The sequence below is a fragment of the Paraburkholderia sp. 31.1 genome, from assembly GCF_014397645.1.
Classification (GTDB): domain Bacteria; phylum Pseudomonadota; class Gammaproteobacteria; order Burkholderiales; family Burkholderiaceae; genus Paraburkholderia; species Paraburkholderia tuberum.
The window spans coordinates 90,790-110,968 of sequence record NZ_VZQN01000001.1 but is presented as its reverse complement, the minus strand read 5'-3'; the positions used below and the strand labels follow the sequence as shown (position 1 = coordinate 110,968).

General features: G+C 65.3%; 18 protein-coding genes and 1 riboswitch. Of the genes, 7 read left to right on the top strand and 11 right to left on the bottom strand.

The genetic code is table 11. The features are described from left to right. Positions 1-104: 104 nt before the first annotated feature. The 5 genes from F6X37_RS00510 to F6X37_RS00490 form a co-directional block, all read right to left on the bottom strand. Positions 105-764: a gamma-glutamylcyclotransferase gene (locus F6X37_RS00510; RefSeq protein WP_090801802.1), complete on the bottom strand. Its 660-nt coding sequence runs from the start codon at positions 762-764 to the stop codon at positions 105-107. Positions 765-805: 41 nt separating this feature from the next. Further along, the gene (gene ybeY / locus F6X37_RS00505) at positions 806-1,267 is read right to left on the bottom strand and encodes an rRNA maturation RNase YbeY (RefSeq protein WP_187609954.1); all 462 of its coding nucleotides are present in this window, start codon (positions 1,265-1,267) and stop codon (positions 806-808) included. Positions 1,268-1,349: 82 nt separating this feature from the next. After that, positions 1,350-2,432, bottom strand: coding sequence for a PhoH family protein (locus tag F6X37_RS00500; protein ID WP_187609953.1), 1,083 nt, complete (start codon positions 2,430-2,432; stop codon positions 1,350-1,352). A 43-nt stretch (positions 2,433-2,475) separates the two neighbouring features. Continuing rightward, the gene (miaB, locus tag F6X37_RS00495) at positions 2,476-3,861 is read right to left on the bottom strand and encodes a tRNA (N6-isopentenyl adenosine(37)-C2)-methylthiotransferase MiaB (RefSeq protein ID WP_187609952.1); all 1,386 of its coding nucleotides are present in this window, start codon (positions 3,859-3,861) and stop codon (positions 2,476-2,478) included. A 122-nt stretch (positions 3,862-3,983) separates the two neighbouring features. Continuing rightward, positions 3,984-4,958 carry a LysR family transcriptional regulator gene (locus F6X37_RS00490; protein ID WP_187609951.1) on the bottom strand — a complete coding sequence of 325 codons (975 nt, stop codon included), beginning with the start codon at positions 4,956-4,958 and terminating at the stop codon, positions 3,984-3,986. A gap of 323 nt (positions 4,959-5,281) precedes the next feature. Here F6X37_RS00490 and F6X37_RS00485 point away from each other — a divergent pair, with 323 nt between their 5' ends. The 3 genes from F6X37_RS00485 to ribB all read left to right on the top strand — a co-directional run bounded on the left by F6X37_RS00485 (position 5,282) and on the right by ribB (position 8,477). Then, positions 5,282-6,448: an MFS transporter gene (locus F6X37_RS00485; protein ID WP_187610024.1), complete on the top strand. Its 1,167-nt coding sequence runs from the start codon at positions 5,282-5,284 to the stop codon at positions 6,446-6,448. Between the two features lie 130 nt (positions 6,449-6,578). Further along, positions 6,579-7,286 (top strand): helix-turn-helix domain-containing protein, encoded by a 708-nt coding sequence (locus F6X37_RS00480; protein WP_184066660.1) that lies wholly within the window; start codon positions 6,579-6,581, stop codon positions 7,284-7,286. A gap of 139 nt (positions 7,287-7,425) precedes the next feature. Next, positions 7,426-7,609, top strand: a riboswitch (FMN riboswitch). A 148-nt stretch (positions 7,610-7,757) separates the two neighbouring features. Next, positions 7,758-8,477, top strand: coding sequence for a 3,4-dihydroxy-2-butanone-4-phosphate synthase (ribB, locus tag F6X37_RS00475; protein WP_187609950.1), 720 nt, complete (start codon positions 7,758-7,760; stop codon positions 8,475-8,477). Between the two features lie 94 nt (positions 8,478-8,571). Here ribB and F6X37_RS00470 read toward each other — a convergent pair whose 3' ends face one another. The 3 genes from F6X37_RS00470 to glpD form a co-directional block, all read right to left on the bottom strand. Then, positions 8,572-9,258, bottom strand: a complete 687-nt coding sequence (locus tag F6X37_RS00470; RefSeq protein WP_184022959.1) for an HAD family hydrolase — start codon at positions 9,256-9,258, stop codon at positions 8,572-8,574. Between the two features lie 123 nt (positions 9,259-9,381). Beyond that, positions 9,382-10,881, bottom strand: a complete 1,500-nt coding sequence (gene glpK / locus F6X37_RS00465; RefSeq protein WP_187609949.1) for a glycerol kinase GlpK — start codon at positions 10,879-10,881, stop codon at positions 9,382-9,384. A gap of 259 nt (positions 10,882-11,140) precedes the next feature. Further along, on the bottom strand, positions 11,141-12,670 hold the full coding sequence (gene glpD, locus F6X37_RS00460; protein ID WP_187609948.1) for a glycerol-3-phosphate dehydrogenase: 1,530 nt from the start codon (positions 12,668-12,670) through the stop codon (positions 11,141-11,143). A gap of 199 nt (positions 12,671-12,869) precedes the next feature. On the opposite strand from glpD, the gene F6X37_RS00455 reads away from it, so the two are divergent. After that, positions 12,870-13,244, top strand: coding sequence for a hypothetical protein (locus tag F6X37_RS00455; RefSeq protein ID WP_184050855.1), 375 nt, complete (start codon positions 12,870-12,872; stop codon positions 13,242-13,244). Positions 13,245-13,272: 28 nt separating this feature from the next. Here the strand turns inward: F6X37_RS00455 and F6X37_RS00450 are convergent, their stop codons facing one another. The 3 genes from F6X37_RS00450 to F6X37_RS00440 all read right to left on the bottom strand — a co-directional run bounded on the left by F6X37_RS00450 (position 13,273) and on the right by F6X37_RS00440 (position 15,404). After that, the gene (locus tag F6X37_RS00450; protein ID WP_187609947.1) at positions 13,273-13,926 is read right to left on the bottom strand and encodes a TetR/AcrR family transcriptional regulator; all 654 of its coding nucleotides are present in this window, start codon (positions 13,924-13,926) and stop codon (positions 13,273-13,275) included. A 194-nt stretch (positions 13,927-14,120) separates the two neighbouring features. Then, positions 14,121-14,318, bottom strand: a complete 198-nt coding sequence (locus F6X37_RS00445) for a hypothetical protein (protein WP_167368606.1) — start codon at positions 14,316-14,318, stop codon at positions 14,121-14,123. A gap of 306 nt (positions 14,319-14,624) precedes the next feature. Next, the gene (locus F6X37_RS00440; protein ID WP_187609946.1) at positions 14,625-15,404 is read right to left on the bottom strand and encodes a DeoR/GlpR family DNA-binding transcription regulator; all 780 of its coding nucleotides are present in this window, start codon (positions 15,402-15,404) and stop codon (positions 14,625-14,627) included. Positions 15,405-15,723: 319 nt separating this feature from the next. Between F6X37_RS00440 and F6X37_RS00435 the strand changes: the two genes are divergently transcribed. The 3 genes from F6X37_RS00435 (at position 15,724) to F6X37_RS00425 (ending at position 20,084) form a co-directional block, all read left to right on the top strand. Then, complete coding sequence (locus F6X37_RS00435; protein ID WP_187609945.1) at positions 15,724-17,364, top strand: gamma-glutamyltransferase family protein; 1,641 nt, start codon at positions 15,724-15,726, stop codon at positions 17,362-17,364. Between the two features lie 185 nt (positions 17,365-17,549). Beyond that, positions 17,550-18,920, top strand: a complete 1,371-nt coding sequence (locus F6X37_RS00430; RefSeq protein ID WP_187609944.1) for an MFS transporter — start codon at positions 17,550-17,552, stop codon at positions 18,918-18,920. A 336-nt stretch (positions 18,921-19,256) separates the two neighbouring features. Further along, the gene (locus F6X37_RS00425; protein WP_026226031.1) at positions 19,257-20,084 is read left to right on the top strand and encodes a ferritin-like domain-containing protein; all 828 of its coding nucleotides are present in this window, start codon (positions 19,257-19,259) and stop codon (positions 20,082-20,084) included. The last annotated feature ends 95 nt before the right edge of the window (positions 20,085-20,179 follow it).

Below are 20,179 nucleotides of genomic sequence, written 5' to 3'. Positions count from 1 at the left end.
CCCCGCCGCGACGGCGGAGCGTGGAATCATCCTAACCGATTACGCGGGCAAAAGTGCTCGCTGGCAAAAAAGTCGCGGGTGGGGTTTTCGCCGAGATGCCGCGGTCACACGGCCGGCTTGCAGCGCGCGAGCAGCGCTTCGAGCGCGCGGTCCGGCATGCCGCTTTCGCGCAGCGCGTGCACGGTGCGGCTCACGTAATCGAAGGTCGTGCCGTAGCGGCCGCTCGCACAGCCCAGCACGGTCTGGATGATGTCGTCGCGCAACTTGCCGGTGTAGCTCGGCACGTCGCGGCGCATCACGAATGCGAGCGCGTCGACGCGCCGGCCGTCTGCGAGCACGCACGGCAGCCACGCGGGACGGTACGAGCCCATCGGCATTTCGCGGCGCCACAGTGCTTCGAGATGCGGCCTCGAGCCATCGGCCGCGAGCCGGAAGGCCATGCCGGTGCACGAGCCGCCGCGATCGAGCGCGAGCACGAGGCCGGGCTGCTCTGGCGTGCCGCGATTGACTCGCGACCACAGATAGAGGCCGCGGTGATAGCCGTGCACCTTCGAGCGCATCGCCTCGACGGTCGGCAGGCCCGGGTTCCAGATCAGCGAGCCATAGCCGAACAGCCACAGATCGCTTTGGCGGTCCCAGCCGCGCAACGTGGATTCGAGCGACGCGCGCAGTTCGTCGTCCGTCAGGAGCCGCGAGTCGCCGAGCACCGGCGGGTAGTCCGGACAGCGCACGGGGATATCGGCTTCGGGGGACGGAGTGCTCACGGTGGGTTGGGGCGGGCTGGCGTCGAGGAGGGGCGGAACGCCTATTGGTAAGGGTCCGGAAAGCCGAGCTTGCCGAGGATTTCGGTTTCGATCGCTTCCATTTCCTCGGCTTCTTCTTCGACCTCGTGGTCGTAGCCCTGCGCATGCAGCGTGCCGTGCACGAGCAGGTGCGCGTAATGCGCGGCGAGCGGCTTGCCCTGCTCGGCGGCTTCCTTCCCGACCACCGGGCAGCACAGAATCAGATCGCCCGTGACCGGATCATCTTCCGATTCGGCATAGGCGAAGGTCAGCACGTTGGTCGCGTAATCCTTGCCGCGATAGGTGCGATTCAGCGTGCGGCCTTCTTCGGCGTCGACGAACCGAACCGTCAGTTCGCCGTCCGCGAATAGCGCCGCCTTGATCCAGCCGGCCACCGTCGCGCGCGGCAGCAGCGCCTTGTGTTCCGGCCAGGCTTTGGCGGCGGGGAATTGCAGGCTCAACGTCAGTTTCGGGGTGCGGCTCATGCGGTTTCTATGCGTGGCATTCCTGGCTCAGTCTTTTTTTGCGGCGAGGCGACGCGGACCTCGCGCTGCGAAGCGCATCGCTTTACCGCGGATCGACCGCGGCCGGCGACTTCTGCGCATGCGCATCGTACGCCTCCACAATTCGCGCGACCAGCGGATGCCGCACCACGTCCGCGCTCGTGAAACGCGTAAGCGCGATGCCGCGCACGTTCGCGAGCACCTGTTGCGCTTCGATCAGCCCGCTCTTCTGGCCGCGCGGCAGATCGACCTGGGTCGTGTCGCCGGTGACGACCGCCTTCGAGCCGAAGCCGATTCGCGTGAGGAACATCTTCATCTGCTCGGGCGTGGTGTTCTGCGCCTCGTCGAGGATGATGAACGCGTGATTCAGCGTGCGGCCGCGCATGTATGCGAGCGGCGCGATTTCGATCATCTGCCGCTCGAACATCTTCGCGGTTTTGTCGAAGCCGAGCAGGTCGTACAGCGCGTCGTAGAGCGGGCGCAGATACGGATCGACTTTCTGCGCGAGATCGCCCGGCAAAAAGCCGAGCCGCTCGCCCGCCTCGACGGCCGGGCGCGTCAGCACGATGCGTTTGACCTGGTCGCGCTCGAGCGCGTCGACCGCGCAGGCCACCGCGAGATAGGTCTTGCCGGTGCCGGCCGGGCCGACGCCGAACGTGACGTCGTGCGACACGATCTGCTTCAGGTAATCGCGCTGCGCCGGCGTGCGGCCGCGCAGATCCGCGCGTCGCGTGTACAGCTTCGGGCCGTATTCCTCGAAGTCCTCCTCGCTCGCAGCGGCGTCGGCGGGCTGGTCGAACGGGTGATCGGGATTGCCGGCGAAGTGCGCGTCGACGGGGTCGCCATTGCCGTTGCCGTTGCCATTCGAACGATGACGCACCGGATGACGCACTTCGATGAGCGCGAGCTGGATGTCGTCGACCGACAAAGGCTCGCGCGCGTTGTTGTAGAAGTTTTCGAGCGCGGTGAGCGCGAGCTTCGCGCCGCGCCCGCGGATCGCGATGCGGTGGCCGCGGCGCTGCAGGGTCACGTCGAGCGCCTGCTCGATCTGCCGCAGATTTTCGTCGAGCGGTCCGCAGAGGTTGGCGAGCCGCGCGTTATCTTCGCGCGGTGCGGTGAATTCCAGAGGATGCTGAGTGGTCTTCAAGGCGGTGAGTCGATCCTGTCGGTTGCGGTACTCAGAATGTCGTTCAATGCGTCGTCGCGGCGCTGTCGTCGTGAACCATCACGAGTTCACCACGCAGCGAGTGCGGATACGCGTGCACGATCTTCACGTCGACCATCTGACCGATCAGCCGTGCATGCGACGCGACCGGCGCCGGGAAATTGACGACGCGGTTGTTCCCGGTGCGGCCCGCGAGCTCGTTCGGGTCCTTGCGCGCCGGGCGCTCGACCAGAATGCGTTCGACCTTGCCGACCATCGCGTCGCTGATGCGCTGCACGTTCTCTTCGATCGTGGCCTGCAGATGTTGCAGGCGCTTGAGCTTCACCTCGCGCGGCGTGTCGTCGTGCAGGTTCGCGGCCGGGGTACCGGGACGCGGGCTGTAGATGAACGAGAAGCTCGTGTCGTACTTCATCTCTTCGACGAGCGCCATCATCTTCGCGAAGTCTTCCTCGGTCTCGCCGGGGAAGCCGACGATCATGTCCGTCGACAGCGACAGGTCCGGGCGAATCGCGCGCAGCTTGCGGATCACCGACTTGTACTCGAGCACGGTGTAGCCGCGCTTCATCGCCATCAGGATGCGGTCGGAGCCGTGCTGCACCGGCAGATGCAGGTGGCTGACGAGCTTCGGCACCTTCGCGTAGGTGTCGATCAGGCGCTGCGTGAACTCCTTCGGATGCGACGTCGTGTAGCGGATCCGTTCGATGCCGGGGAGGTCCGCGACGTATTCGATCAGCGTCGCGAAGTCGGCGATCTCGGTCGAACCCACGGTCAGCGCGCCGCCGAATTTTCCACGATAAGCGTTCACGTTCTGGCCCAGCAGCGTGACTTCGCGCACGCCCTGGTCGGCGAGGCCGGCGATTTCGGTCAGCACGTCGTCGAGCGGACGCGACACTTCCTCGCCGCGCGTGTACGGCACGACGCAGTAGCTGCAGTACTTGCTGCAGCCTTCCATGATCGACACGAACGCGCTCGGACCTTCGACGCGCGCCGGCGGCAGGTGATCGAACTTCTCGATTTCGGGAAACGAAATATCGACCTGCGCGCGGCCGCTCGCGCGGCGCTCGTCGATCATCTGCGGCAGGCGGTGCAGCGTTTGCGGACCGAACACGATATCGACGTACGGCGCGCGCGCGACGATCGATGCGCCTTCCTGACTCGCGACACAGCCACCTACGCCAATGATCAGATTCGGATTCGCGTCCTTCAGCTCGCGTACGCGGCCGAGGTCGGAGAAGACTTTTTCCTGCGCTTTTTCGCGCACCGAGCAGGTGTTGAACAGGATCACGTCGGCGTCTTCCGGCGTGTCGGTCTTGACGAGTCCTTCAGCGGCACCGAGCACGTCGACCATCTTGTCGGAGTCGTACTCGTTCATCTGGCAGCCAAAGGTCTTTACATAAACTTTCTTGGTCATCGAATTTCGCCGGTCGCAGTGGTTAACCTGGGGGCGTCGTAAAAAGGTGAAGGAGGCCGCGGCGCGGGACAGAGCGGCGCGTGATGGCCGGCTTGCGCGTGTCTTTGCAGCGTAACTGCATATTATAGCCCTTCACGCAACGGGGTTTCGGCGCTCATTGGCCGGTCCGGCGGCAGTCCCAGCAGGCTTTCCAGTTCATCCGACACCTGCGCGAAGCGCTCGGCGAGGAAATCGAGCAGCACGCGCACGCGCGGCGCCATGAAGCGATTGCGGTGATACAGCGCGTGCAGCGGCGCATCGGGGTAGCGCCATTCCGGCAGCAGGATCTTCAGGCGGCCGGCGCGCAGGTCCGCTTCCACGTCCCACATCGATTTGATCGCGATGCCGTAGCCGCGCAGCGCCCATTCGCGCGCGACCGCGCCGTCGTTGGTTTCGCGCGCCGCTTCGAACGGCACGCTGTAGTGCTGCACCTCGTCACCGCGCGTGAAGCGCCATTCGCTGGCCGGCCCCGATGCGGTGCCGAGCACGATGCAGTCGAAATTGGCGAGGTCGAGCGGGTCCTTCGGCTCGCCGCGACGCCCGACGTATTCCGGTGATGCGCACAGCACCCGCCGGTTCGGCGCGAGCCGGCGCGCGACCAGCGAGCTGTCCTGCGGCACGCCGAAGCGGATCGCCAGATCGATGTCCTCCTGCACTAGATTGGCCAGCGCATCCGACAGCGTCAACGCGAACGTCACGTCCGGGTACAGCGCGTTGAATTCGTCGAGCCAGTGCATCAGCAGGTTGCGGCCGAAGTCCGAGGTCGCCGACACCCGCACCTTGCCGCGCACGACGCCCTGGCCCGCCTGCAGCGCGGCTTCGGCGTCGTCCAGCGATTGCAGCGCCTGGCGGCAGCAGTTCAGGTAGAGGCGGCCTTCGTCGGTGAGCCGTAGCTGCCGCGTGGTGCGCTCGAACAGGCGCGCTTTGAGCCTCGCTTCCAGTTTCGCGAGCCGCGCGCTCGCCGCGGCGGGTGTCAGGCCCATCTTGCGGCCCGCCGCCGACAGGCTGCCTTGCTGCGCCGCTTCGACGAAGAGGCGGATGTCGCCGAGGTTATCCATCGCTGGCTTTCAAGCAGAATTTGAAAATGCTTCAAATGCTACGCCAATTATCAAATTGGCGTCACGCCGCGACAATGCAGCCGTCGAAACCTCCGCTGCTGTCCTTCGTCATGCAACTCGATCACGCGACCATCGTCACCGCCGACCTCGATTCCGCCCGACGTTTCTTCGTCGACATCGCCGGGTTCACCGAAGGCTCGCGCCCGCCGTTTTCCGTCGAGGGCTACTGGCTATACGCAAGCGGCTGCCCGGTAGTGCATGTGATCGCCGCGCCAGGCCCTTCAACCCAAACCCTGATCCCACCTCATTCCCGGAGCGGAAAAATGCCCATGCCATTACTCGCGCTCGCGATTAGCGCATTCGCCATCGGTACCACCGAATTCGTCATCATGGGCCTGTTGCCCGAAGTGGCGCGCGATCTGGCCGTGTCGATCCCGTCCGCGGGCCTGCTCGTCAGCGGCTATGCGCTCGGCGTCGCGGTCGGCGCGCCACTGCTCGCGGTAGTCACGAGCAGGATGTCGCGCAAGTTCGCGCTGCAGCTGCTGATGGGCGTGTTCATCGTCGGCAATGTGTTGTGCGCGGTGGCGCCGGGCTATTCGGTGCTGATGATCGCGCGCGTCGTGACCTCGTTCGCGCACGGCTCGTTCTTCGGCATCGGCGCGGTGGTCGCGGCATCGCTCGTGCCGGCCGAAAAGCGCGCGAGCGCGATCGCGCTGATGTTCACGGGCCTCACGCTCGCGAACGTGCTCGGCGTGCCGTTCGGCACCTTCATCGGCCAGCAGTTCGGCTGGCGCGCGGCGTTCTGGATCGTCAGCGGCTTCGGCGTGCTGTCGCTCGCGGGCATCAGCGCGCTGGTGCCGAACCGCCACGACACCGGCCCCGCCGGCCTCGCCCACGAAGTGCGCGTGCTGCAAGACCCGCAAGTGTGGAGCGCCCTCGCGATGACGGTGCTCGGCTTCGGGGGTGTGTTCGTCGTGTTCACCTATATCGCGCCGATCCTCGAGCAGGTGAGCGGTTTTTCGCCGCGCGGCGTGACGCTGATCCTCGTGCTGTTCGGCGTGGGCCTGACGGTCGGCAACATGATCGGCGGCAAGCTTGCGGACCGCGCGCTGATGCCGTCGCTGATGGGCATTCTCGCCGCGCTCGCGGTCGTGATGGCGATCTTCGCGCGCACCAGCCATTCGCAAGCGGCTGCCGCGATTACGGTGTTCGTGTGGGGCATCGCGGCGTTCGCGACGGTGCCGCCGTTGCAGATGCGCGTGGTCGAGAAGGCGGCCGCCGCGCCGAATCTCGCATCGACGCTGAACATCGGCGCGTTCAACGTCGGCAATGCGGCGGGTGCGTGGCTCGGCGGTCTCGTGATCAATCACGGTCACGCGCTCGATACCTTGCCGTGGGTCGCGGCTGCGGTCAGCGTCGCCGCGCTGCTGCTGACGTGGTTCGCGGCGCGCATGGATGCGCCGGCGCGCGCGCTCGCGCAAAGCGCGTGAGTCGTCAGTTGCTTGCCTCCGCCATGCTGATAACAGTGTGAAGATAACTTCGTTGGGCGCGGCGAAAGCCGATGCTATCTTGCTTCCACTTACTGCTCTTGCGCCGCCTGGCGGCGCTCTGGAGGCCAATATGCATTCCCCGCTCGCGCTGGTCCGCGATCCCTCTGCCGATGCCGACACCGACGCGGCGCCGCGCTCCGCCGAACCCTTCGATGCGCTCGAACAGCTGGTCGGCGTGAATCTGGCGCGGCTGCGCGCCGAACGGCAGCTTTCGCTCGATGCGCTGGCGCGCGCATCAGGCGTGTCGCGCGCCATGCTCGCGCAGATCGAGTCGGCGCGCAGCGTGCCGTCGATCAAGGTGCTGTGCAAGGTGGCGGCGGCGCTGAAGGTGTCGGTGGCGGCGTTCCTGCGGCGTCACGCGACCAACGGCTTCGAGCATCTGCCGGCCGAGCGCTCGGCCCGCGTGGTCAGCGCGAACGGTCGCTACTCGGTGCGGCCGCTGTATCCCGACGACGAGTCGATCGCCGCCGAGTTTCACGAACTGCGGATCGCCCCGCTGCATACCGAAGCGGGCGTGCGCCGCGCGCCTGGCACGACGGTGAATCTGGTGGTCAGCGACGGTACGCTCGAAGTCAGCGTGCACGACCGGCGTCAACTGCTCGCGACCGGCGACGCGATCGTGTTCGACGCCGACCAGCCGCACAGCCTGCGCAATCCCGGCGACACCGAGGCGCGCGCGTTTCGCGTGACGCTGCGGGCTGAGACGCCGCCGCGCTGGGAAGTGCCGGCCGCGGGCGCCGCACGCGACGAAGCCGCACGCGAAGGTGTGCCGGGTTGAGAATCGACGGCGTCGAGAGGTTCAAGCGCGGGTCAGGGCGTCGATGCAGGTCAAATGCAGTGAGTAGGGTCTTTGTTCGTCGCGCTGCAGCGCTCGCGCGACTGTTGTATGCTTCGCCCGCCGGTCGAACCGGCAATCAGTGCGTCTTCAGGGCGGGGTGAAATTCCCCACCGGCGGTGGGCCGGCAGCGCGACAGCGTGAGCCGGCAAGCCCGCGAGCGCCCGCATCGCTTAGCCTTCGGCATAGCGGAGACAGGAGCGGGGTCAGCAGATCTGGTCAGAAGCCAGAGCCGACGGTCATAGTCCGGATGGAAGAAGATGTGCAGATAGTCATGTGCGTTCCGCGACGCCGCCTGTAGCCTGGGTGGCGTATCAGCGTCCGCTTTCGCGCGGCGCCTGGGCGGCGCGTGTCAGTCTGTTTGCAATGCCCTGAAACGTTTCTCGCCCAACTTTTGCGATGAGCGTTTCAACTATGTCCTTTGCTACTTTTCCTGCTCCGTCGACGATTGCAGACGATGCCTTCGCTGATCTCCCGCTGCTTGCCACCGAAGCCGTTCCGCCGCGTATCGCCGCCGCCTTGCAGGCGCTGCGCGAGGGCCGTGCCGTGGTGCTGCAGGACGACCACGACCGCGAGAACGAAGCCGATCTGATCGTCGCGGCCGAGCGCCTGTCGGTCGAAACGATGGCGCTGCTGATCCGGGAATGCAGCGGCATCGTCTGCCTGTGCCTGCCCGATGACAGGATCCGCGCGCTCGAACTGCCGCCGATGGCCGTCAACAACGAAAGCCGTCACGGCACCGCGTTCACGGTGTCGATCGAAGCGCGCGAAGGCGTCAGCACCGGCGTGTCCGCGCAGGATCGCGTGACCACGATCCGCGCCGCGATCGCCGATACGGCCAAACCCGCCGACATCGTGCGCCCCGGCCACGTGTTCCCGCTGCGCGCGATGCCGGGCGGCGTGCTGGCGCGGCGCGGCCACACCGAAGGCACCGTCGATCTGGCGATTCTCGCGGGCCTGAAGCCGGCCGGCGTGCTGTGCGAACTGATGAACGCCGACGGCACGATGACGCGCGGCGCGGACGTCGAGCGCTTCGCCGCGCAACATGATCTGCCGATGCTGACGATCGCCGAGCTGGTCGAGTTTCGCGAGTCGCTCGCGCAGGTGCGCGAGGGCGCGATGGCCGAGGCTTGACGGGCCATCCATCGAGCGGCACGCGACGCCATGACGCAAAAAGCCGGTTCTTCTTCCGAAGAACCGGCTTTTTTATCGGCGTTGCGCAAAACCGCTACGACTGCACGTCGCCGAATTCGCCGCGCACGCCCGCCTCGATGAGCGCCGGCAGTTCATCCATATGCTTGATGATTCGCGTGATACCCATCGCGCGCAGCGCATCCGCGTAGCCGTCCGGAATATGGCTCGCGCCGACGAACGCGATCGTCTTCATGCCGGCCGCGCGCGCCGCGTTCAACCCCGCGACGCTGTCCTCGACAACGAGGCAACGCGCCGGCACGACACCAAGCGTCGTGGCCGCGAACAGATAGACGTCCGGATACGGCTTCGGCCGCGCGACCTGCTCGGCGCTGAACACGCGCTCGCCGAAAATCTGCTGCAGACCCGCGCGCCGTACCGATGCGGCGACGCGCGACATACGGCTGTTCGACACGACCGCAGCCGGCAGCGTCACGCGTTGCAGCGCGTCGCGCACGCCGTGGATCGGACCGAGCGACGCGGCGAGCGCGAGCTCGACATGGTGCTCGATCGTGTCGAGGAAGTTCACAGGCAGCGTGATGTCGAACTGCGTTTCGAGGCCGGCGAGAAAGCGCGAGGTTTGCTGGCCGAACGCGGTTTTGACGACGGGGGCGAAATCGATGCCGGGGAAGGTGGCCGTCAGCGTGTCGAACATCACGCGATCGGCGATGACTTCACTGTCGACGAGCACGCCGTCGCAGTCACAGATGAGGTGGTCGATCATGCCTGAAAAACGGTAAGCGCAAAGCGCGCGGGCGGCGGGTTGCGGGCCCGCGCGCCGGGATGAAAAGCGTCATCATACGTACTTTCGGACCGCGTCCTTTTGGCGTTCTGCGCGCCCGCGGCCTTACGGCGTATCGGCCCAGGCCTTCGCCGCGCGGATCGCGCGCTGCCAGCCATCGAGGCAGGTCCTGACCTCCGCATGCGGTAGCGCCGGCGTGAAGCGGTGCTCGAGCTTCCACTGGCTTTTCAACTCGTCGATGTCCTTCCAGTAGCCCACCGCAAGACCGGCCAGATAGGCGGCGCCGAGTGCGGTGGTCTCGGACACCTGGGGGCGCACCGTGTCGACGCCGAGGATGTCGGCCTGGAACTGCATCAGCAGATTGTTCGCGCAGGCGCCGCCATCCACGCGCAACTCGCCGATGCGAATGCCCGAGTCGGCTTCCATCGCCTTCAGCACGTCGAGCGATTGATAGGCGATCGAATCGAGCGCCGCGCGCGCGAGATGCGCGGAGGTCGTGCCGCGCGTGACGCCGAACAGCGTGCCGCGCGCATGCGCGTTCCAGTGCGGCGCGCCGAGGCCGGCGAACGCGGGCACGAGATACACGCCGTCGCAATGCGGCACGCCGCGCGCGAGCGTTTCGATTTCCGCCGCGTTCCTGATGATGCCGAGGCCGTCGCGCAGCCACTGCACCACGGCGCCGCCGATGAAGATGCTGCCTTCGAGCGCGTAGTCGATACGCTCGCCGATCTGCCAGGCGATCGTCGTGACGAGATTGTTGTTCGATTCGATCGGTTTGGCGCCCGTGTTCATCACGAGGAAGCAGCCGGTGCCGTAGGTGTTCTTGACCATGCCGGACTCGGTGCACATCTGGCCGAACAGCGCGGCGTGCTGATCGCCGGCGATGCCCGCGAGTGGAATCTTCGACGCGAACACGGTGGTCACCGTCGGCCCGTACACCTCCGACGACGGCCGTACTTGCGGCAGCATGCTGCGCGGAATGTCGAGCGCGGCGAGCAGTTCGTCGTCCCACTTCAGGGTGTGGATGTTGAACAGCATCGTGCGCGACGCGTTGGTCACGTCGGTGACGTGCAGCGCGCCCTTCGTGAAATTCCACATCAGCCAGCTGTCGACGGTGCCGAACGCGAGCCGGCCCTGACGCGCTTTTTCGCGCGCGCCTTCGACGTTGTCGAGAATCCAGCGGATTTTGGTCGCCGAGAAATACGAGTCGATCGGCAAGCCGGTCTTCGCGCGCACGCTCGCTTCGAGACCCTGCGCTTTCAGGTCGTCGCAGAAGTCGGCGGTGCGGCGGTCCTGCCAGACGATCGCGTTGTAGATCGGGTGGCCGGTTTCGCGATCCCACACGATCGTGGTTTCGCGCTGGTTCGTGATGCCGATCGCGGCGATCGACGTGCCGTTCATGCCGGCTCGCGTGACCGCTTCGGCGGCGACGCCGGCCTGCGTCGACCAGATTTCCTGCGGATCGTGCTCGACCCAGCCCGGGTGCGGGTAGATCTGCTGGAATTCCTTTTGTGCGGTCGACACGACGTTGCCGCGCCGGTCGAACAGCATCGCGCGCGAGCTGGTGGTGCCTTGGTCAAGCGCGAGAACGTACTGATCCAGCATTGTCTCTTCTCCATGCATGTTACGGATCGCCGGATTGCTGGCCGGCGATGCGAGCGGCGTGTTGTCGTGAGCGGGCCGCCATAGTGTGAGGGCGCGTGCCGGTGTCGTCCAGCCGAAGCTGCAGTGGGGCCGGCCCGGGACGCGCGCATGGTGTGCGCCGTTTCTACGGGCTCGCGCCGTTTGCTTCACCCGGCATTGGCGCCGCGTCGTGTTTGCCGCCGCTTGTGTCGGGGCATGCCAGTTTGCCCGGCCGGGCCGCCTACGCGCTCTGCCGGGCCGGTTCGCGCGCGAACCATGCGTCGATATCGCGCGTAACCTCATCGAGCGTGCCCGGCTCGACGTGCAGGCCGAGCTTCGAGCGCCGCCACAGCACGTCCTGCGCGGTGCGCGCCCATTCGGTATCGCGCAGATAAACCAGCTCGGCTTCGTGCAGTCCCGGCGCGAACTCGCGACCGAGCTCGGCGCGCGAGCGCGCGAGGCCGATCACGCGATTCGCGCGCGTGCCATACGCGCGCGCGAGCCGATGCGCGAGCGACGCCGGCAGCCACGCATGCTCGCGCGAGAACTCACCGAGGAAGCGATTGAAGTTCGCCTGTGCGATGTCGCCGCCCGGCAGCGGCGCGTCGACGGTCCACGCGGACCCGCCGTGGCGCAGCGCGTCGGTGAGCGTATCGACGGCCTGCTCGGCGAGCTTGCGAAACGTCGTGATCTTGCCGCCGAACACCGACAGGAGCGGCGCCTGTTCCGCGGGCGCGTCGAGTTCGAGCGAGTAGTCGCGCGTGACCGCCGACGGATTGTCCGCGTTCTCGTCCTCCAGCAGCGGGCGTACGCCCGAATAGCTCCAGCGCACGTCGGCCGGCGAGATCTTCTGCCTGAAGTAGCGGTTGATCGAATCGCACAGATACTGCGTTTCGTTGGCGTCGATCGCGACTTGCGACGGGTCGCCGCGATATTCGAGGTCGGTGGTGCCGATCAGCGTGTAGTCGTGCTCGTAGGGAATCGCGAAGATGATCCGCTTATCGGCGTTCTGGAAGATGTACGCGTGGTCGTGCTCGAACAGGCGCCGCGTGACGATGTGGCTGCCCTTGACGAGCCGCACGCTATGCGCCGATGGCCGGCCGAGCGCGCCCTTCAGCAGCTCGCCGACCCACGGGCCCGCCGCGTTCGCGATCGCGGCGGCGCGCACGTCGAGCGTCGCGCCGTCCGCGCGTTGCAGTTGCGCGCGCCACTCGCCGCCGGCGCGCTCTGCGTTGACCAGCTTCGTACGGGTGAGGATCGTCGCGCCGCGCTCGTGCGCGTCGAGCGCGTTCAGGACGACGAGGCGCGCGTCGTTGACCCAGCCGTCCGAATAAACGAAGCCGCGCTTGATCGTTTCGACGAGCGGCGCGCCGGCCGGATGCCGGCTCATCACTATGCCGCGGGAGCCCGGCAGCAGCTCACGTTTGGCCAGATGGTCGTACAGGAACAGACCCGCGCGGATCAGCCAGGCGGGGCGCAGATCCGGCATATGCGGCATCACGAAGCGCAGCGGCCAGATGATGTGCGGCGCCGCGCGCAGCAGCGTTTCGCGCTCCTGCAGCGCCTTGCGCACGAGCCCGAACTCGCGGTACTCGAGGTAGCGCAGGCCGCCGTGGATCAGCTTGGTACTCGCCGACGAGGTGTGCGCGGCCAGATCGTCCTGCTCGCACAGCAGCACCGTCAGGCCGCGGCCGGCCGCGTCGCGGGCGATGCCGGCGCCGTTGATCCCGCCACCGACGACGAGCAAATCGTATTTCGTGCCTTGCGTCACCTGGTGAGCCTCTGCATCGAATCTGGGAGTAAGTTGGAAAGCAAATTGAACGAAGCATGTTCGTTTTCGAACTCTAATGAACATATTCGAAAAAGTAAAGTTCGCTTCGACCCGAGCGAGCCTGGGTCGAATGGCACGGGAGTGACACAACGCGCGACCGCGGACGATACTCTCGGTAGCAGCCATTTCGAGGTGATGTATGCGTGGACTTTTGATGATCGGCGCGGCGGCGCTGCTGGCGGGATGCGTGAGTACGCCGAGTCTGGAAGGGACGAGGGGCGCAACGTCGTTCGAGGCGTTACAGAAGATGTGCTCGCCGCAAACCGTCGACTACGGCAGCGACGCGCAGAACGTCTATGAGACGTTCTTCGATGCCTATGTGGCGAACCGGCGCGGCCGGCTGTCGAACGACGACTTCTGCGCGTTCCAGGCATCGATCGCGCAGCGCCATGCGAGCGAGGCGACGAGCAGCGATCCGAAGGTGCGCAACCAGTGGGTCGAGTTCTTCAACGAGCAGCGCGCAAGGGCGATCAGCTGGCGTGCGAGTGCCGATCCGACCTTGCGTAACGGGTAAGCAGCAGCGGGTTGACCGGCGAGCCGGTTCACTTGCGCGGCGCCAACGCTCCGCGCCACAGCATGCGCAAAAGCTGCGCGAACACGGCTTCACGTGATGGCTGCGGCGCTCCGTCGCCGGCGGAATCGGCCTGTTGCGCCGCCGACGGCGGTAGCTGGTTCGCGAGCGCGAGCATCGTGAAGCCGTGCAGGCTCGTCCAGTACGCATAGCCGATCAGGCGCGGATCGCCTTCGAGAATACCCGCCTCGACGAGCCGCTCGAAGTGCGCTTCCAGCAGACGCCACGCGCGCTGCGACGCCGCGGCCAGTTCAGGGTAGGCGCCTTGCTGTTGCGGCGTCTGATCGAACATCAAACGGTAGGCGTGCGGTTCATCGAGCGCGAAGTCGACGTAGGCCCGGCCGACGGCGCTGTGATCGATGGCGGGGGCGTTCGCGGGGATGCCGCGCGCGGCCGCTTCGAGGCGCGCGGCGAAGCGGTTGAACGCGGCGGCGCGGACCATCGCCAGAATTTCTTCCTTGTCGCGGAAATAGCGATACGGTGTCATCGCACTGCAGCCGAGCTCCTTCGCCAGCTCGCGCATCGTCACGCCTTGCGCGCCGCGGGTCGCAAATGCGTTTTCGGCGACGCGTCGCATGGCTTCGCGAAACTGCTGGATGTCGTCGGCGGAGAGCGTCTTGGGCATGCGCGAGGGCGGGGAAGTCCGTCGCGTGAATTTACTGTGTAAATGAGATGCGCACAACAAAGGGCCGCGAAGGCGGCCCGCTGTCAGGGAATTGAACGATACGAGCCCGGCAGTCGCGAGCGAAGCGCGCGGTGGATCCGCCAGGGCGGCGCGGATACGCCGCCAACGGCTCTCGGATCGAACGACAGGGAATCTCAGGAAAAACGTTTGATGGCCCGCAATGCGGTGTCGCCGGTTTCGGTCACGCGCCATTCTTCGTTGCCCGATGCGAGGCGCTCGAGTTGCACCAGTTGGCGTTCGAGCAACGCATCGAGTTCTTCTCGGTCCATTTCGACCTGGTTGGGGGCGTCCTTGACGAGTAACAACGTGGCGAATTCATGCGGACTCAGCATCGTTCTCTCCATGTCAGCAAATTGCGGACAGCCTTGCAGTCGACCGGCAGGCCGGGGCGGGGTCCGCTAAGGATCAGGGCGGGAGGTACGGCTTACACGACAGATTCACAAACCGACGCCGTGCGAAACTCGCAACGCACGTTGGGGAACTGGAGTGTAGGCGAGCACCGATGAAACGCCAACCTGGTCCCCGTAAATTTTCCATTTGACAATTGGTCGCGCGATAGGCGGTCCGGCCCCGCAGCCAGATTCTTGATTTCACGCGAGGTTTTGCGTGCACCGCAGCATGGCGGAGATCGCCTGGAATTATCCGGCGATATAGATTTGACAATTCGCGGCGTTCAGCGCCTCGGTCATGTCGGCGGGCGGCGCGGCGTCGGTGAACAATGCGTCGATCTGCTCCAGATGTCCCTGGCGAACTAGCGCCGGGCGGCCAAACTTGGAGTGATCCGCGGCGAGGAACACGGTGCGTGCGTGCTCGATGATCGCCTCGGCGACACGCACTTCGCGCGTGTCGAAATCGCGCAGCGTACCGTCCGTTTCGATGCTCGACGTGCCGATGATCGCGAAATCGACTTTGAACTGCCGGATGAAGTCGATCGCCAGTTCACCGACGATGCCCTTATCCCACGGCCGCACGATGCCCCCCGTCACCAGCACTTCGCAATCCGGGTAGCCGCTCATCATGCTCGCGACGTTCAGATTGTTCGTGATCACGCGCAGTCCACGGTGGCGGTTCAGCGCGCGTGCCACTTCCTCGGTGGTCGTGCCGAGGTTGATGAAGAGCGATGCCTGATCGGGAATGTGAGTGGCGACTAGCGCCGCGATGCGTCTTTTCTCTTCATGAAACATGCGCTGGCGCGCGGTGTAGGAGACGTTCTCGGAACTGGTCGGCAGACTGGCGCCGCCGTGATAGCGGCGCAGCAGATTCATATCGGCGAGCCAGTTGACGTCGCGGCGGATCGTCTGCGGGGTGACGTCGAAGTGGCTCGCGAGGTCGTCCACGGTCACGAAGCCGTCGCGTTGCACCCACTCCAGCAATTCCTGTTGCCGGGCGTTGAGAGTCAGGCGGGGGTCTCGTGTCATGTGTCTCGGGTGGTGGCTGTCGTGTCGGCGTGGTCCGTCGCGATCATCGAGCGGTTGGCAGAAAGCCCGCCGTCGACGAACACGATTGCGGCTATTGTAAAACCATCGCGCCCCTTGTCCGCCAACTGGCCGCGAACGCTCCGAACCTGCTCGAACCTTCATTCAGGTGCAATACGCATTTATTCATTTGATAAATGAATTTGTTTTTTGGTGCGCTTCGCGATGCAATCCTGGATTCCGCGATTTACCTGCCTTACAACCTTTCCCATGATGTCCGGCTACTTTTTCATGCCGGCCCGCGCTTTCGAGAGTGTTCGACATGACTGGCTTCAACAACTGGCAAAACCCTTATCCGACGCAACGTCTGCCCGTATTCGCACGCAATATCGTTTCGACCTCGCATCCGCTCGCGGCGCAGGCCGGGCTGCGCATGTTGTGGAAGGGCGGCAATGCCGTCGACGCGGCCATCGCGGCGGCCGCAGCGATGACAGTGGTCGAACCGGTGTCGTGCGGCCTGGGCGGCGACGCGTTCGCGCTCGTGTGGGACGGCAAGAAGCTGCATGGTCTGAACGCGTCGGGCGTGTCGCCGGCTGCGTGGAACGTCGATTACTTCAAGCGCAAATACGGCGAGGAAAACGGCTTCGCGAAACAGCCGAAGCGTGGCTGGGACGCCGTCACGGTGCCGGGCGTGATCGCCGGTTGGGAAGCGCTGCACCAGAAGTTCGGCAAGCTGCCGTTCGCCGACCTGATGGAGCCGGCCATTGAGATCGCCGAGCGCGGTCACGCGGTGGCGAGCATCGTCGCGTACAAATGGGCGGCCGCGGTGCCGGAACTGAAGGATCAGCCGGGCTTCGCGCAGACCTTCATGCCGCGCGGCCGCGCGCCTGAGGTCAGCGAGCTGGTGCGCTTCCCCGGTCACGCGAAGACGCTGCGCCTGATCGCCGAGCAGGGCCCGCGCGCGTACTACGAAGGCGAGATCGCCGAGCGGATCGCCGCGTTCGCACGCGAAGGCGGCGCCGCGCTGAGCGCCGACGATCTCCGCAACTACCGCGCGGACTGGGTCGAGCCGATCGGCAAGGACTATCGCGGCTACACCGTGCATGAGATTCCGCCGAACGGCCAGGGCATCGCGGCGCTGGTTGCGCTCGGCATCCTCGAGAAGTTCGACGTGAAGTCGCTGAAGGTCGACAGCGTCGAGTCGCAGCATCTGCAGATCGAAGCGATGAAGCTCGCGTTTGCCGACCTGTATCGCTATGTGGCCGACCCGCGGTCGATGGAAGTCACGCCCGAGCAGATGCTCGACGACGCGTACCTGAGCTCGCGCGCGAAGCTGATCGATCCGAAGCGGGCGACGCACTTCGACTTCGGCATGCCGAAGGCGGGCGGCACCATCTACATGTCGGCCGCGGACGAGAGCGGCATGATGGTCAGCTTCATCCAGTCGAACTACATGGGCTTCGGCTCGGGTGTGGTGGTGCCGGACAGCGGCATCGCGCTGCAGAACCGCGGCTGCGGCTTCTCGATGGATCCGAAGTCGCCGAACGTCGTCGAGGGCGGGAAGCGGCCGTTCCACACGATCATCCCGGCGTTCCTCACGCAGCAGGTGAACGGTCAGCAGGAAGCGGTGATGAGCTTCGGCGTGATGGGCGGCGACATGCAGCCGCAAGGCCATCTGCAAACGGTGGTGCGCATGCTCGACTACGCTCAGCAGCCGCAGGCCGCGTGCGACGCGCCGCGCTGGAAGGTCAACCGCGACTTCACGGTCGATATCGAGTCGACGCTCGATCCGAAGACCACCGAGGGCCTGCAGAAGCTCGGCCACACGATCAAGTCGGTCGACGATCCGTACATGGACTTCGGCTCCGGCCAGTTCATCTGGAAACTCGATCGCAACGAGCCGGAGCGCGGCTACGTGGCGGCCAGCGACAGCCGCCGCGACGGTCTCGCCGCCGGCTTCTAGGCCATAACGAGGCGACGCCCGGGGCCGAGGTCCGCACCGGGACTCAGGTCCGACACCCGGGTAACACGTATCGAACGCGCGGCATGGCATATGCCGCGCTATTGCGCGCCCGCCAGCCGCCTCGCTGACCCAGGCGGTGCCGCACCTACCACGGCTATTACGCAGCAGACAGGCAGGAGACCATCATGAACACCCCCGCGTCGCACTCGACGACCGCTTCCCCCCACGCCGCGCCGCTTTCGAAAGCGATGGTGCGGCGGATCGTTTTCTCGTCGTCGATCGGTAACGCGCTCGAGTGGTTCGACTTCCTGGTCTACGGCTACTTCGCGACGATCATCGCGAAACAGTTCTTCCCGATGCAGGACGAGTGGCTGTCGACGCTGCTCGCGATCGCTACTTTCGGCCTCTCGTTCCTGATGCGCCCGCTCGGCGCGGTCGTGCTCGGCGTGTACGGCGACCGCAAGGGCCGCAAGGCGGCGCTCACGCTCGCGATCGCGCTGATGATGGTCGGTACTTTCACGATGGCCGTGATGCCGCCGTTTTCGACGATCGGTCTCGCGGCGCCGCTGCTGGTGCTGCTGGCGCGGCTCGTGCAGGGCTTCGCGGTCGGCGGCGAGTTCGGCAGCGCGACGGCGTTCATGGTCGAGCACAGCGCGACTCGGCGCGGCTACTACGCGAGCTGGCAGTTCGCGAGCCAGGGTCTCGCGGCGATCACCGCGGCGGCCTTCGGTTCGCTGCTGACCGCGTGGCTGCCGGCCGAGCATCTGAACAGCTGGGGCTGGCGTGTGCCGTTCGTGTTCGGTCTGCTGGTCGGGCCGGTCGGCTACTACATCCGCTCGCATCTCGACGAGACGCCCGAATTCCTCGCATTGCGTGAAGAACGCGCGGCTCGCGAGGCGGCTGGCGAGCACAAGGTCGTCAGCGGAACGAAGGACGCGTCGTTCTCGAATCAGTGGGTCAACCTGCTGCTCGCGATCGGCATGGTTGCGCAGTCGACGGTCGGCGTGTACGTGCTGCAGCTCTACATGCCGCTTTACGCGGTCAAGCAGCTGCATATGGCGGCGGCCGCGTCGTTCGGCGTGGTCGTGCTGAACGGCGGCATGCAGTTCATCTTCTCGCCGATCATGGGCGCGCTGTCCGATCGCATCGGCCGAATTCGCATCATGCTGAGCACGTCGATCCTGATGGGCCTGCTGATCTATCCGATGTTCGCATGGCTGCAGACACATCCGACGATTGGCTGGCTGCTCGTGCTGCAAGGCGTCGCCGGTATTTTCAAGGCCTCGTACTCGGGGCCGATGCCCGCGCTGATGTCGGAGATCTTCCCGACCCAGGTGCGCTCGACTGGCCTTTCGATCGGTTACAGCATCGGTGTGACGATCTTCGGCGGCTTCGCGCCGACCATCGTCGAAACCTTCATTCATTTGACCGGCGACAAACTCGCGCCAAGTTATTACGTCCTGCTTGCGGCGGTGCTTTCGGGCGTATCGCTGATCATCGTCGCGCTGCGCATGCGTCGCGTGCGTCCCATCCCGGGCGACGTCCAACCTGCCTGAGGAAGAGGGCGCCCGCCTATGGCGCCCGCCCGTGTCCCCAACCCCGCCGGGTCTGATGTCTGTCCGAAAAGCCAGCCTTTTGGGCTGGCTTTTTTTGCCTTGCGCACATGTTTTAACACGTTGGAAGATTTCGACTATCTTGAAATCGGAACTGCGTCGATGCGGCATGGTCTGTGCTGTGTGATCTGCATGGTCGGATATCTCCGGCTAAGATGCAGAGTACAAGGGCCCAACTCTAATTCACGGCGTTGTATCCGACCCGCAGAAACATCACGGCGAGCGCGGTGGCAGCTGCGAAGAACTCCACGGGTCGGTACAGCATGGGAGCAAGACACGATGCATACAGAGCTGAACCATGTCATGCCCTGGCGGATCGAAGACATCGATCTGACGCGCATTGACCGTCAGAAGGCCGCGGCCAACGAGGACCTGCTGCTGTTGTTGTGCGCGGCTTCGTTCATCGAAAGCGGCACCGATCTCTACACCAGCAATCTGAGTACGTTTTTCAACGACGATCCCGAGGTCTCGGCCTGGCTCAACCACGAGTGGGAGCCCGAGGAAATGCAGCACGGCCGGGCGCTGAAGACCTATATCGCGTATGTATGGCCCGAGTTCGACTGGGACACCGCGTTCCGCAATTTCATGGGCGAGTATTCGCTCACGTGCTCGGTCGAGGATTTCGAAAAGACCCGCGCGCTGGAGATGGTCGCGCGTTGCGTAGTCGAAACGGGTACCGCGACGCTGTACCGCGCGATCAACGAGTGCTCGGACGAAGCGGTCCTCAAGCAGATCACCGACAACATCCGCACCGACGAAGTCCGTCACTACAAGCACTTTTTCAGGTACTTCAAGAAGTACAACCGGATCGAGGGCAACGGTCGGCTCGCGGTGCTGGGCGCGTTGATGCGTCGCGTGATGGAAATCAAGAACGAAGATTCGGAGATCGCGTTGCGGCACGTGTTCGCGATTCGCTATCCGGAGCGCGTGCACGACTCCGCGTATAACCGCGAGCGCGCGGCGCGCATCAACAAGCTGGTGCGCCGCAATCTGTCCGCCGACATGTGCGTGAAGATGCTGCTCAAGCCGCTCGATCTGCCGGCGCGCATTCAGCCGGGTGTGCATTATCCGCTCGCGAAGATCACGCAGCACGTATTCTTTCGCTGAGCTATCGAACGTTGCGCGAGGCATCGGCTGAATGCAGCTGCAACGACCTGACGAAGCGAACCGGAGCCCGCTCATGCGGGCTTTGGTTTTTTCGA

What these genes read in the sequence shown, in the direction of transcription:
- F6X37_RS00425 (WP_026226031.1), top strand. Translation starts at nt 19,257, where the DNA reads ATGCATACAGAGCTGAACCATGTCATGCCCTGGCGGATCGAAGACATC.
- ribB (WP_187609950.1), top strand. Translation starts at nt 7,758, where the DNA reads ATGTCCTTTGCTACTTTTCCTGCTCCGTCGACGATTGCAGACGATGCC.
- F6X37_RS00440 (WP_187609946.1), bottom strand. Translation starts at nt 15,404, where the DNA reads ATGACACGAGACCCCCGCCTGACTCTCAACGCCCGGCAACAGGAATTG.
- F6X37_RS00490 (WP_187609951.1), bottom strand. Translation starts at nt 4,958, where the DNA reads ATGGATAACCTCGGCGACATCCGCCTCTTCGTCGAAGCGGCGCAGCAA.
- F6X37_RS00435 (WP_187609945.1), top strand. Translation starts at nt 15,724, where the DNA reads ATGACTGGCTTCAACAACTGGCAAAACCCTTATCCGACGCAACGTCTG.
- F6X37_RS00455 (WP_184050855.1), top strand. Translation starts at nt 12,870, where the DNA reads ATGCGTGGACTTTTGATGATCGGCGCGGCGGCGCTGCTGGCGGGATGC.
- F6X37_RS00470 (WP_184022959.1), bottom strand. Translation starts at nt 9,258, where the DNA reads ATGATCGACCACCTCATCTGTGACTGCGACGGCGTGCTCGTCGACAGT.
- glpK (WP_187609949.1), bottom strand. Translation starts at nt 10,881, where the DNA reads ATGCTGGATCAGTACGTTCTCGCGCTTGACCAAGGCACCACCAGCTCG.
- F6X37_RS00430 (WP_187609944.1), top strand. Translation starts at nt 17,550, where the DNA reads ATGAACACCCCCGCGTCGCACTCGACGACCGCTTCCCCCCACGCCGCG.
- F6X37_RS00445 (WP_167368606.1), bottom strand. Translation starts at nt 14,318, where the DNA reads ATGCTGAGTCCGCATGAATTCGCCACGTTGTTACTCGTCAAGGACGCC.
- F6X37_RS00480 (WP_184066660.1), top strand. Translation starts at nt 6,579, where the DNA reads ATGCATTCCCCGCTCGCGCTGGTCCGCGATCCCTCTGCCGATGCCGAC.
- F6X37_RS00450 (WP_187609947.1), bottom strand. Translation starts at nt 13,926, where the DNA reads ATGCCCAAGACGCTCTCCGCCGACGACATCCAGCAGTTTCGCGAAGCC.
- F6X37_RS00485 (WP_187610024.1), top strand. Translation starts at nt 5,282, where the DNA reads ATGCCCATGCCATTACTCGCGCTCGCGATTAGCGCATTCGCCATCGGT.
- miaB (WP_187609952.1), bottom strand. Translation starts at nt 3,861, where the DNA reads ATGACCAAGAAAGTTTATGTAAAGACCTTTGGCTGCCAGATGAACGAG.
- ybeY (WP_187609954.1), bottom strand. Translation starts at nt 1,267, where the DNA reads ATGAGCCGCACCCCGAAACTGACGTTGAGCCTGCAATTCCCCGCCGCC.